Below are 13,444 nucleotides of genomic sequence, written 5' to 3' on the forward strand. Positions count from 1 at the left end.
AAGAGCCTCTAAGGCTCTTTTTTTATTTTAATCGCTAAGAATTAGGCATCAAGTAGACGCTTCATCGCTTCTGATGCTGCTTTCCATTCTTCACTTCGTTTTAAGTCTTGGTAGCTATAATTTTGTTTTTTCAACAACTGATTAGCCTTAGACGTTTCCATGATTGGCAAGTTATCCAGCACTTCAATTTGTGATGCACGCTGATTACACATAAGCACCATATCGCATCCAGCGACCAATGCTTGATGAGCGCGCTCTGCTGGTCCTCCCATAATCGCGGCTCCCTCCATTGAGAGATCGTCTGAGAATACCAGCCCTTTAAAGCCTAATTGGTTTCGCAGCACGTGCTTTAACCAATATTCAGAACCACTTGCTGGTTGATCGTCATAATGAGGGTAAACCACATGAGCGGGCATCATTGCATCTAATATGCCAGCATCAATCTGAGCTTTAAATATAGCCATATCTTGTTCGAAAATGGTCTCGCGCTCATCGAAAGGCGTCTCAAGGTGAGAGTCAGCAATGACCGCCCCATGCCCAGGAAAATGCTTGCCTGTAGTCGCCATGCCTGCCGACTTCATTCCTTTCATATAAGCGCTGCTGTGACGCAAAATGGTATCAATATCATCACCAAAAGAACGGCTACCAATCGCCTTACACTCATGTCCTTTATCAAGTACAGGAGCAAAACTTAAATCAATATCATGGGCAACAAGCTCAGCAGCCATTAGCCATCCACCTTGTTGGGCTAACTGTTCACTGTGAAGATGGGAGGAAGCATACTGTTGTGCTGCAGGGATCAAAGAAAACCCCTCTCGAAAACGTTGAACTCGCCCTCCCTCCTGATCAACACCAATCAAAATAGGACGTTTAGCCGCTTGACGAATCGCTTTATTTAACGCGAGGAGTTGTTGATTGTCATGATAATTTCGTGCAAATAGAATTAAGCCACCCACAGTAGGGTGTTGTAAAATTTCTTTGTCTTCTGCAGTTAACTCATAGCCTGCTACATCGAGCCATAACGGTCCCATGTCTCTTCCTCAATCAAAATAAGATCCAACACATCATTCATTCGCTATCATCGCTTCGATAATTCGAATCTGGCGATCACAGCTCTGACTTAGTGAGCATTAAACGAATTTATTCGCTTTGATTTTGCATTACAATGGCTTTGATACTTCTATCGTGAGTTTTTGTGTATGACAACAAAAGAGATATACATTGGTGTAATGTCTGGAACCAGCATGGATGGTGTCGATACCGCCTTGGTAAGCATTGATAACGATGGCATTCAGCTATTGGCTTCAAATGAATACCCGATGCCATTAGCACTCAAACAACAACTACTCGATGTTTGCCTTGGTCAAGACACAAATCTCCAAGAGATTGGCAAACTAGACCATCAACTCGGTCATCTATTTGCTGATGCCGTATTAAAACTGCTTGAGATTTCTGGATACACGGCCAATCAGGTTACCGCCATTGGTAACCATGGTCAGACCGTCTATCACCATCCTGCTAGTGATACCCCATTTACGATACAATTAGGTGATGCCAATATTATTGCCGTAAAAACTGGCATTGATACTGTGGCTGACTTTAGACGTAAGGACATGGCATTAGGTGGGCAAGGTGCACCTCTCGTTCCCGCGTTTCACCAATCTTTGTTTCGTTCCACTGACTCAAGTGTTGTTGTACTCAACATTGGTGGGATTGCTAATATTTCCGTGCTCCGCCCAAATCAACCCGTGATAGGTTTTGATACCGGGCCTGGCAACATGCTTATGGATGCATGGTGTAGTCTGCACATAAATAAACCTTTTGATCGAGATGCTCAGTTTGCTCTGCAAGGTGAAACTAACCCAGCTTTATTAGCAATGCTCTTAAGTGAACCATTTTTATCATTCCCGCCACCCAAGAGCACTGGACGAGAACTTTTCAATCTTCCTTGGTTAGAAAACAAAATATCACAACTGCCAGCGCTAACCACATCCAGTGCCGAAGCCGATGTACAGCGAACGTTATGTGAATACACTGCCATAACCATTGCAAATCAAGTCGGGTATTACCAATGTGGCCCTAAACCATTGCTGCTCGTGTGCGGTGGCGGTGCCAGGAACCCATTATTAATGACCAGAATTGCGAAATTACTACCTAACTGGACAGTCGATACCACTCAGAACCAAGGCGTCGACAGTGATAACATGGAAGCGATGGCATTTGCATGGTTAGCGCAACGCTTTATACACAAATTACCGAGCAACTTACCTGAAGTCACTGGCGCAACTCGATTGGCTTCACTTGGTGTTCTCTACCCAAAAGATTAAAAAGGCTGAACAACAAATGACAAATGACGCGCTTATTTCCGCATTAGCTAACCTGATATCTGAGGGTCGCAACCCAGATACGATGGATATCGATTTACTCTCTTCGCTTGAGATCGTTAGCCGACTCAATGAGCAAGATAAGTTAGTCCCTCTCGCTGTAGAGAAAGTACTACCTGCCATCGCCCAATCTGTCGATAAAATTACCGAGGCCTTTAAGAATGAGGGCCGTTTAGTGTATATGGGAGCAGGAACGAGTGGACGATTAGGCGTACTCGATGCATCAGAGTGCCCACCAACATTTGGTGTCTCTGACAAAATGGTGGTGGGTCTGATCGCAGGAGGACATGGCGCCTTACTTAAAGCAAAAGAGGGAGCTGAAGATTCGCCACAAATGGGGATTGATGACTTAAAAGCCATTAACTTTACTAATCGCGATGTTTTAGTGGGTATCGCTGCAAGTGGACGCACCCCTTATGTGATTGGAGCCCTAGAATATGCCAATAGCTTAGGCGCGACTTCCATTGCTTTATCTTGCAACCCAGATTCGGCGATTGCTCATATTGCCCAAATAGCTATTAGCCCAGTTGTAGGCCCGGAAGCACTGACTGGCTCAACCCGCCTAAAATCAGGGACAGCCCAAAAACTGGTACTCAATATGCTCACCACTGCCAGCATGATTCGCATTGGTAAGAGCTATCAAAATCTTATGGTTGATGTCAAAGCTACGAATAGAAAGCTTATTGCACGAGCTGCAAGAATCGTCATACAAGCAACTGATTGTGATAATGAGCTTGCGCAAAAAACGCTAGAACAAACGGATTACGATGTAAAACTCGCGATTTTGATGATTTTGACGGGGTTAGATAAAGCCTCCGCTTATGAACAGTTACATCGTCAAAATGGATTTCTTCGCCGCGCCGTCGAAGAAAACAAAGATCAATAAGTATTGGCTCATAAATATAAAGGCTTGGTAAACCAAGCCTTTATATTTAACTGCATTAGTGGCGCGCTTTTTATCTCATACCTTAACGGTAGCAATTAACTCAATCTAACAATTAATTGCTGTAGTCATTCCAGCCACGTTGCCATTCCATACGAAAACGTTGTGCTTGCTCAGTCCCCTCACAAACACCTTCATAATATTGCCCTGATAATCCGATTTGATATGCTGTATTTGGATTGCAGTACTCCGTAACTCCCTCTAAATAACCTCGGTCATAATCAGAAGAGTTTGCACTGCCTAACTTTGTTAAGTCTTGATAGCTGCGAGAGACATGCCCGGTAATGCCGTCATGATAGCCAATTTGGTACCAGTTACCTTGCTCAGCTAACTCTTCAGGGCTTGATACACAAGCAGTTAGTACTAATGCCATCAACGTGATAATCACTGTTTTCATCGTTTGTCCTTATTATGCAAACCGTTTACCGCTCCATATTGCCACTCGTGCACAATGAAAACCACTCAACGCGCCAAAAAACCACTCAAATCGCTATACGACCACTCAAGCTATCATCGAATGTTTTTGACAATATGCTCGAGTAATATTCACGCTGTACCCAAAAAAAATCGAAAGGGATTGAAGTTATGATATGGTTTTTAAGCTGTGTAGCAGCGCTGATTGGCGGCTACTTTATTTACGGTGCTTTTGTTGAGAAAGTGTTTGGCATCAACGAAAATCGTAAAACTCCAGCACATACAAAAACAGATGGCGTGGATTTCGTTCCAATGTCGACGCCAAAAGTATACCTTGTTCAACTGCTGAACATTGCTGGTGTAGGCCCGATCTTTGGCCCAATCATGGGCGCATTATATGGCCCTGCTGCAATGCTATGGATCGTTATCGGCTGCATCTTTGCTGGCGCAGTTCACGACTACTTCTCAGGTATGCTGTCGATTCGTAACGGCGGCGCTTCAGTCCCTACTATCACAGGTCGCTACCTTGGTAATGGCGCAAAACATTTTATGAACATTTTTGCCATTGTCTTGTTGCTTCTTGTTGGTGTTGTTTTTGTATCAGCCCCTGCTGGCATGATCACCAACCTGATTAATGAGCAAACTGACTTTACCGTCAGCATGACTACCATGGTAGTTATCATTTTTGCTTACTACATTTTGGCGACAATTGTCCCTGTCGATAAAATCATTGGTCGATTCTACCCACTATTTGGTGCGTTGCTGATTTTCATGTCTGTCGGTCTAATGACTGCTGTAGCGATTTCGAGTGAACACACTGTTATGGGTAACTTCCAAGTTAGTGACATGCTGTCTAACTTGAATCCAAATGATATGCCTTTATGGCCTGCACTCTTTATCACCATCGCTTGTGGTGCTATCTCTGGCTTCCACGCAACACAGTCTCCATTGATGGCTCGCTGTATGGAAAATGAAAAGAATGGTCGCTTCGTATTCTACGGTGCAATGATTGGTGAGGGTATTATTGCTCTAATCTGGTGTGCGATTGCTCTGTCATTCTTCGGTTCACTTGAGGGGCTATCAGAAGCAGTAAATAATGGCGGCCCTGGTAATGTTGTTTATAGCGCATCATTTGGCTTGCTAGGTGTGTTTGGTGGTGTTATCGCTTTCTTAGGTGTGGTTATTCTTCCAATTACATCAGGTGATACTGCATTCCGCTCTAGCCGTTTGATTCTAGCTGAATACTTCAACATGGAACAAAAGAGTCTACGTAACCGCCTATTGATGGCTGTACCACTGTTCGTTATTGGTGCGGTACTGACTCAAGTTGACTTCGGTATTATTTGGCGCTACTTCGGTTTTGCAAACCAAACTACAGCGGTCATGATGCTGTGGACTGCATCTGCTTACCTACTTCGTCACAATAAACTGCACTGGATTACCACTCTACCAGCGATGTTTATGACCACGGTATGTATTACTTTCATTCTTAACAACAGTTCACTTGGCTTTGGCTTGCCAATGCAGGTTTCAACTATCGTTGGCTTAGTTGCAACATTGCTGATTACCGCTTATGTCATCAAGAAATCAAAAGGAAAAGGTGATATTGATTTAGCGGATGAAGATAAACCAAATGGCGTAACAGAAACGGCTTAAATAAAAATAACGAAAACCGTTTATACAGGCTCCCTCGGGAGCCTTTTTCATAGGCCTAGCATGTCTTAAGCTATTGTATCTTTTGTCTACCATGGTCAAATCTTCAGTAACAACGCCCATAAAAAAGGTGACCATCGGCCACCTTATAAAATTGTTATCGTCTAATGACGCGCTAGATTAATCAACCTGCTTGATTTGCAATTCTTTCGGTACTTCGAAGAACATGTTCTCTTCACGACCAAGAACCTCATCAACAGATCGCGCTCCTACGAGAGTCTTAATACGCTCTAGAATTTGATTAACTAGCGCCTCAGGTGCAGAAGCTCCAGCAGTAACACCCACTTTACGCTTGCCCTCAAACCATTTTGGTTCGATATCTTCAGGACAATCGGTCAAGTAACCCGGCGTACCCAACTTTTCTGCCAGTTCTTTTAAACGTGTTGAATTCGATGAGTTCTTTGAACCCACGACGATAACCACATCAACATCATTCGCTAGTTCACGAACAGCATCTTGGCGGTTCTGAGTAGCGTAACAAATATCATCTTTACGAGGTCCTTGAATCTTAGGAAAGACTCGACGTAACTCATCAATAACATCAGCGGTTTCATCGACAGACAGAGTTGTTTGGCTCACGTAATGTAAATTGCTTGGATCACGGACAACACCTTGTAATGCCAACACATCTTTCGGTTTTTCAACCAAATACATCCCGCCACTTTCACTGGAGTACTGTCCCATTGTTCCCTCAACTTCAGGGTGACCAGCATGACCAATCAAAACCACTTCCATATTTTTACGACTGGCACGAGCCACTTCCATATGAACTTTGGTCACCAAAGGACACGTCGCATCAAACACGGTCAGTGCACGTTCTTTGGCTTCTTGACGTACCGCTTGTGAGACTCCATGAGCAGAGAAAATAACGATATTGTCATCAGGCACTTCATGTAACTCTTCCACGAAGATAGCACCACGTTGCTTTAGCCCTTCCACGACAAAGCGATTATGCACGACTTCATGGCGCACATAGATTGGTGGTTGGTACATCTCAAGGGCACGCTCAACAATGCTAATTGCGCGATCGACGCCCGCACAAAAACCACGAGGGTTCGCTAACAGGATTTTCATTTCATTGCTCATGGGAGTTATCTTTCATTTGGTCGGCTATTCTACGACATACCCAAGTAACTTCAAGTTAGGGATAAGCGCATCTATCATGCAGGCTTATTCGACAGAGAGGATTTCAACATCGAATGTTACATCTTGTCCAGCAAGAGGATGATTAAAATCAACCGTAACTGAGTCTCCAGCGATGTCTGAAATAATACCAGGTATTTCCATACCATCTGGTCCAGAAAACGCCATAACCGTCCCCACTTCGACTTCAGCATCGCCAACAAACTTTGCTCTGTCCATATAATGAATATGATCAGGATTTGGCATACCAAATGCATCTTCTGCTTTTAGTTCAATGACTTTGTTATCCCCAGCTTTAAGTCCTAAAAGACACTGTTCAAAATTTTCACTTAAACTGCCATCCCCGACAATAAGCTTTGCTGGTTTGCCCATATTATGGGTACTATCTGCGACAGAACCATCACTCAATTTAATCGTAAAATGTAGGGTTACTGCTGAATCTTGTGTAATTGTCGTCACGTTACGAATTCCTTGTTTTAAACTGACTTACCGACGAATATCAGAGCATAAGGTGGATGGTAAGGCTATTGTCTTATTCTGTATTTCAGAGTTCCAACATAATAAAAAGCGCCGACCGAATCAACGGACAGCGCTTAGGGTTATTTATGCCTGATTGTACGGCTTTGTACTCAAGAGCCTACTCGGCACTTTTTTTACGAAACCCATCAAGGATAATCATCGCAGCACCAATACAGATAGTACTATCTGCTAGGTTAAATGCTGGCCAGTGATAATTTCCCCAGAAAAAATCCAAATAATCGACAACAAAACCATGAACAACACGATCAAACACGTTGCCAATCGCACCACCAATGATCAATGCGTATGCAATATTATTCCACTTTTCTTTGGCCGGTAACTTGCTCATCCAGTAAGCCAACATGCCAGTTACAACAACGGCAATTCCAGTAAAGAACCAACGCTGCCATCCAGCTTGATCACTTAGAAAACTAAATGCGGCACCATAGTTATGAACGTACAAAAAGTTAAAAAACGGCAAAACTTCAATTCGATTTGCCCAGCCATACCCCATGTTGTCCATAACAAACAGTTTAATTGCTATGTCGGCAATAAATACAACAACGGCAAGCCAAAGCCAGCGAATGCCTGACTCTTTCAGTGTTAATGCTTTTTCACTCATTTCGTTACCTAAAAACAACCCCAGTAAATACTGGGGCTGTTTGAATGTTAAAAAGTTCCTAGCTTTCGTAGCTATCATTCAAAATTGTTGGTTTTGTAGCTAGGCGACTAGTTTACGAAGACCCTGAACATAGATAACTATGTGATGGGTTGAGTAAATGCCGTCAACAACGCTACGAGACCAACAATGACGAATGATTAAGCGAATTTACGCACTTCGCCTTCACCCTCTACATTCGTCACACAACGACCACAGACAGTTTCATGTCCAGCGATTGTGCCAACGTCCGCAGTGTGGTGCCAACAACGGTCACACTTCTCACCTTCTGAAGCCGCAACTTCAACCAACAAACCGTCGATGTCTGTTGCTTTTGCAGCATCACTTTTCTCAGAAAGAGGCTTAACAACCGCTTTAGAGGTTAGCATTACAAAACGCAATTCATCTTCTAATTTGTTGATCTTAGCAGCTAAGGCTTCATCAGCGTATAGAGTCACTTCAGCTTGCAATGCGCCGCCGATTGTCTTCTCTTTACGTGCATCTTCAAGAAGCTTGTTAACTGCACCACGAACTGATTGGATTTCAGCCCAGAATTCGTTGCTTAGCTCTTCGTCTTCTGCAAGACCAAATAGACCATCGAACCATTCGCCAGTGAATACAAATTTATCGCGCTGCTCTCCCGTTGGTAAAGAACGTGGCATTTCGTTCCAGATTTCATCTGCAGTGAACGACATGATAGGTGCCATCCAACGAACAAGAGCTTCAACGATGTAGTAAAGCGCAGTTTGACAGCTACGTTGAGCGTGGCCACCACGTTTCGCTGTGTACTGACGGTCTTTAATTACGTCTAGGTAGAATGAACCCATTTCAACAGAACAGAATTGCATTAAACGCTGAGTTACACCATGAGTGTTGTACTCTTCGTATGCTTTAATGATCTCTTCTTGAGCAGCCAATGCACGACCAACAGCCCAACGATCCAGTGCCACCATTTCTTCAGTAGGAACAAGATCTGTTTCTGGGTTGAAACCGTTCAAGTTTGCTAGGAAGAAACGCGCGGTGTTACGAATACGACGGTATGCGTCTGCTGAGCGTTTTAGGATTTCATCAGAAACCGCAACTTCGCCAGTGTAGTCTGTTGAAGCAACCCATAGACGTAGAATGTCTGCGCCTAGTTTGTTGGTTACATCTTTTGGTGCCACAACGTTACCGATAGATTTAGACATCTTACGGCCGTGACCATCAACTACGAAGCCGTGCGTTAGTACTTGTTTGTACGGCGCAACGTCTTTCATCGCAATAGAAGTAATCAATGAAGATTGGAACCAACCACGGTGTTGGTCAGAACCCTCTAAGTATAGATCCGCACTGTGACCATTGAACTCTTCACGAGCATCCACAACTGAATAGTGAGTCACACCTGAGTCAAACCATACGTCTAGTGTGTCTAATACTTTTTCGTAGTTTGCAGCGTCATCAGCACCCATCAGTTCAGCAGCATCTACATCCCACCAAGCTTGAATACCTTTTTCTTCTACTAGTTTTGCTACTTTTTCAATAAGCTCTAGTGAGTTAGGGTGTAGTTCAGCTGTCTCTTTGTGAACGAATAGAGCAATTGGTACACCCCAAGTACGTTGACGAGATATACACCACTCAGGGCGACCTTCAATCATACCCTCGATACGGCTTTGGCCCCATTCAGGCATCCACTGAACACCTTTGATTGACTCAAGTGCTTTTGCACGTAGGCCAGCTTGATCCATTGAGATGAACCATTGCGGTGTTGCACGGAAGATGATTGGAGTCTTATGACGCCAGCAGTGTGGGTAGCTGTGCTCGTAAGCATGGTGATGCAGTAATGCGCCTTTTTCTTTTAGCACTTCAAGAACTGAATCGTTCGCTTTGAATACATGTTGACCAGCAAATAGCGGTGTATCTGGTAAGTAAACGCCGTTAGAACCCACAGGGTTAGCAACTTCAAGACCATACTTTTGACCAACCACAAAGTCTTCTTGACCGTGACCAGGAGCCGTATGTACTACACCTGTACCAGATTCAGTTGTTACGTGATCGCCAAGGATCGCAGGAACAGTGAAATCATAGAATGGGTGATTGAATTGCAGTAATTCAAGATCCGCACCTTTAGCAAAGCCAAGGTTGTGGAAGTGTTCAATACCCGCACGATCCATTGCATCTTTCGCTAGCTCTGACGCTACGATGATACGTTGAGCTGGCTGTTCACCATGCGCTTCAACTTGGATAAGCGAATATTCTAGATCATCACGTAGACAAACTGCGCGGTTTGCAGGCAGTGTCCATGGTGTCGTTGTCCAGATAACAATAGAAAGCTCACCCTCACCCGCGTGGTCATTTGCTAGTGCAAATTTTGCCAATACAGCGGCTTCATCTGCTGCTGTAAATTTCACGTCGATAGATGGTGATACTTTATCTTTATATTCAACTTCTGCTTCAGCCAATGCACTACCACAGTCAGTACACCAGTGAACAGGTTTAAAACCTTTTAGTAGATGGCCTTTATCAGCGATCTTACCAAGAGCACGAATGATGTTTGCTTCAGTCACAAAATCCATTGTGCGGTATGGTTTGTCCCACTCGCCCATGATACCAAGACGTTTAAAGCTCTCTTTTTGACCTTCAACTTGACCTGCAGCGTATTCGCGACATTTTTCACGGAACTCAGCAGCCGTTACTTTTTGGCCTGGCTTGCCTACTTTTTTCTCTACCATCAATTCGATTGGTAGACCATGACAGTCCCAACCCGGAACGTATGGAGCATCAAAACCAGAAAGTGTTTTGGATTTAATAATAATGTCTTTAAGAATCTTGTTTAGCGCATGACCAATGTGAATATCACCGTTGGCATATGGAGGGCCATCGTGTAATACGAAAGATTTTTTACCTTTCTTTGCTTTACGGATCTCACCGTAAAGATCTTCTTTGTACCAACGCTCAAGCATTTCTGGCTCGCGATTGGCCAGATTACCGCGCATTGGAAACCCTGTATCAGGTAGGTTCAGGGTATCTTTATACTCACTCATCGATTCTTAATTCCGTTGTATTGGGCGAAAGTTAGACATTATGCTAGGCGGTGGAATAAACCGTTTAGCGATTTAGCTGATGCAGCCACACCCTTGCTGCCTCAGCATCCAATTCTATTTGTTGCTTAAGAGCCTCAAATGACTCGAATTTTTTCTCATCACGAAGCTTGTGTAACAGTACAATTTCTAATTGTTTACCATATAAATTGGCAGAAAAATCGAATAAATGCACTTCGAGCTGTTGGCGAACACCATTCACCGTTGGTCGTTGACCGATATTTGCAACTCCACCAACTGGAGAATCATCCAGACCTAGCGCCTGAACAACATACACACCGGAAACCGGTGATACGCAGCGTTTGAGGGGAATATTAGCGGTAGGAAAGCCTATCGTTCGACCTAGCTTGCGGCCATGGGATACACGACCACTAATGCTATAGTCTCTTCCGAGCATTTCTGCTGCAGACGTTAATTCGTCATTCGCCAATGCATCTCGAATCGCGGTACTACTCACTCGCTGCTTCTGAACACAGAAGCTCTGAGTGCTGACAACTTCAAAGCCATACTTGGCTCCTGCTTCTAAAAGCATCGCGAAATTGCCTTCTCGACCACGACCGAAACAAAAATCGTCACCAACGACCAGAAACTTAACACCCAAACGCTTGACCAACAAGTCACGAATGAACTCATCAGCGGTCATTTTCGCAAAACTTGCGTTAAAATTGACGCATAATAAACGTTGGATGTTCAGCTTGCTAAGTTGAACATATTTATCACGTAATCGGGTTAATCGTGCTGGTGCTTTATCTTTAGCAAACAGCTCTAATGGTTGTGGTTCAAATGTCATTACCGTTGCGGGCAAACCGAGTTCAGCCGCTTTCTCAGACACTTGACGCAACACCTCTTGATGCCCTAAATGTGCACCATCGAAGTTTCCGATTGTCAGCACACAACCAAGGTGGTGTGACTTAATATTATGTATACCGCGGATTAATTCCATTGCAAGCTGCTAATTTATCTCTGTTGTCCGGTTTTATGGTGTAAAACCGACGGATTATATACTAATCCAAACTATTCTGTCGCTGACTTTAAGTCTTTCAGGCGGACACCCAAAAGCAAAATAACCGATAGATACGCAATAGCACCTAGAGCAATAAGTCCCACCAGTGCTCCAACTCGTTCGGTTAAATGCCATGTTAACCAAACTGACATCGATTCTAATTGCCACAAGATGGCTGCGACCATAATTCCACCAGCCACAATCAATTTGGCAATAAACATCAATGTTTGACGCGTTAACTTATAGACACCTTGGATATGCAATCCACGATACAGTAGCGTCATATTAACAAAAGCAGATAACGCTGTTGCCATCGCCAAGCCAACATAGCCATAAAACCACGCAAAAATAGCGTTGAAAACCATATTGGTCGCCATGGCAATAATACCGTACTTCACCGGAGTTTTCGTGTCTTGTCTCGAGTAATACCCCGGAGCTAACACTTTAATCAACATAAAATTCAATAACCCAGATGCGTAAGCGACTAATGATAGCGACGCTTGATTAACATCATGAGGACTAAACTCGCCCCGCATAAATAGCACCATCAACATTGGCTTAGCTAACACCATCAAACCTAGCATGGCAGGAATACCAAGTAAGGTCACCATTCTAACGCCCCAATCCATTGTCTGAGTGAAGCCATCACTATGAGCGTCAACATGCTTACGAGACAACGCAGGTAAGATGACGGTTGCAATAGCAATACCAAATAGACCAAGAGGGAACTCTAATAGTCGATCAGAATAATAAAGCCAACTGATCGAACCGGTCTGCAGGAAACTGGCAATAAAGGTGTCTAACAATAAATTAATCTGACTAACCGACACACCGAATAACGCTGGGATCATTAATGTTCGGATTTTCACTACACCCGGGTCTCGCCATCCCCATTTGGGTTTGACCATAACACCCGCTTTTATCAAAAAAGGAATTTGGAAAAGAAATTGAACGATACCACCAAGGAGTACACCGATGGCTAAACCAATTTCAGGTTGTGATAACTGCGGGGCAATAAACCATGCAGATAGAATAATCATCACATTGAGAAAGACAGGAGTGAAAGAAGAGACAGCAAACTTGCCTAAGGTATTAAGAATCGCACCAGACAAGGCAACAAAAGTTATAAACCATAAATAAGGGAAGGTGATCTTGAGTAAAAAACTGGCTAGTTCAAATTTTTCTGCAGCAGGGCCACCATTAAGCCAATCTAAAAACCAACCAAAACCAAATAATGCAGTCACAACTCCGGACCCAAGCACACCAAGTAAGGTCACAATCGACACTATGACACCAAGTGTGCCTGCAGCTCGAGCGATGAGTTCTCGGGTCTTGTTTAAATCGCCAGCGGCATGAGATTCTGTCAATACAGGAACAAATGCTTGAGAAAATGCTCCCTCAGCGAAGAGTCGACGAAGAAAGTTAGGGATTTTATTGGCGAAAAAGAAAACATCCGCACTGGCACCCGCACCCATTAAATTAGCCACAACAACATCACGGACTAAGCCTAGTACGCGAGAAATCAACGTCATAGCACTTACAATCATGCCAGACTTGAGCAGACGTTTACTCACAATAACCTCAAATATT

At 43.7% G+C, this 13,444-nt stretch carries 11 protein-coding genes; 3 read left to right on the forward strand and 8 right to left on the reverse strand.

The window, feature by feature from the left end:
- Positions 1-41: 41 nt before the first annotated feature.
- A complete protein-coding gene (nagZ, locus tag DZ860_RS12765) occupies positions 42-1,031 on the reverse strand; it encodes a beta-N-acetylhexosaminidase (RefSeq protein WP_120031856.1) in 990 nt (329 codons plus the stop codon).
- Positions 1,032-1,199: 168 nt separating this feature from the next.
- Between nagZ and DZ860_RS12770 the strand changes: the two genes are divergently transcribed.
- Entirely contained in the window at positions 1,200-2,327 is a 1,128-nt protein-coding gene (locus tag DZ860_RS12770; protein WP_120031858.1) for an anhydro-N-acetylmuramic acid kinase, read from the forward strand.
- A 16-nt stretch (positions 2,328-2,343) separates the two neighbouring features.
- Entirely contained in the window at positions 2,344-3,270 is a 927-nt protein-coding gene (gene murQ, locus DZ860_RS12775; RefSeq protein ID WP_120032047.1) for an N-acetylmuramic acid 6-phosphate etherase, read from the forward strand.
- Positions 3,271-3,382: 112 nt separating this feature from the next.
- On the opposite strand, the gene DZ860_RS12780 is transcribed toward murQ, so the two are convergent.
- On the reverse strand, positions 3,383-3,724 hold the full coding sequence (locus DZ860_RS12780; RefSeq protein WP_120031860.1) for a DUF2799 domain-containing protein: 342 nt from the start codon (positions 3,722-3,724) through the stop codon (positions 3,383-3,385).
- A gap of 188 nt (positions 3,725-3,912) precedes the next feature.
- Here DZ860_RS12780 and DZ860_RS12785 point away from each other — a divergent pair, with 188 nt between their 5' ends.
- Positions 3,913-5,397 (forward strand): carbon starvation CstA family protein, encoded by a 1,485-nt coding sequence (locus DZ860_RS12785; RefSeq protein WP_120031862.1) that lies wholly within the window; start codon positions 3,913-3,915, stop codon positions 5,395-5,397.
- Positions 5,398-5,574: 177 nt separating this feature from the next.
- Here the strand turns inward: DZ860_RS12785 and ispH are convergent, their stop codons facing one another.
- From ispH to murJ, 6 genes are all read right to left on the reverse strand, one after another.
- Entirely contained in the window at positions 5,575-6,540 is a 966-nt protein-coding gene (gene ispH, locus DZ860_RS12790) for a 4-hydroxy-3-methylbut-2-enyl diphosphate reductase (protein ID WP_165862897.1), read from the reverse strand.
- An 84-nt stretch (positions 6,541-6,624) separates the two neighbouring features.
- Positions 6,625-7,056, reverse strand: coding sequence for an FKBP-type peptidyl-prolyl cis-trans isomerase (gene fkpB, locus DZ860_RS12795; RefSeq protein WP_120031864.1), 432 nt, complete (start codon positions 7,054-7,056; stop codon positions 6,625-6,627).
- Between the two features lie 178 nt (positions 7,057-7,234).
- Complete coding sequence (gene lspA, locus DZ860_RS12800) at positions 7,235-7,738, reverse strand: signal peptidase II (protein WP_120031866.1); 504 nt, start codon at positions 7,736-7,738, stop codon at positions 7,235-7,237.
- Positions 7,739-7,935: 197 nt separating this feature from the next.
- A complete protein-coding gene (ileS, locus tag DZ860_RS12805; RefSeq protein WP_120031868.1) occupies positions 7,936-10,794 on the reverse strand; it encodes an isoleucine--tRNA ligase in 2,859 nt (952 codons plus the stop codon).
- Positions 10,795-10,858: 64 nt separating this feature from the next.
- Positions 10,859-11,794: a bifunctional riboflavin kinase/FAD synthetase gene (gene ribF / locus DZ860_RS12810; RefSeq protein WP_120031870.1), complete on the reverse strand. Its 936-nt coding sequence runs from the start codon at positions 11,792-11,794 to the stop codon at positions 10,859-10,861.
- 71 nt (positions 11,795-11,865) lie between these two features.
- Positions 11,866-13,428, reverse strand: a complete 1,563-nt coding sequence (gene murJ, locus DZ860_RS12815) for a murein biosynthesis integral membrane protein MurJ (protein ID WP_120031873.1) — start codon at positions 13,426-13,428, stop codon at positions 11,866-11,868.
- Positions 13,429-13,444 lie beyond the last annotated feature (16 nt).

This window comes from Vibrio sinensis, from assembly GCF_003605645.1.
Classification (GTDB): Bacteria; Pseudomonadota; Gammaproteobacteria; order Enterobacterales; family Vibrionaceae; genus Vibrio; species Vibrio sinensis.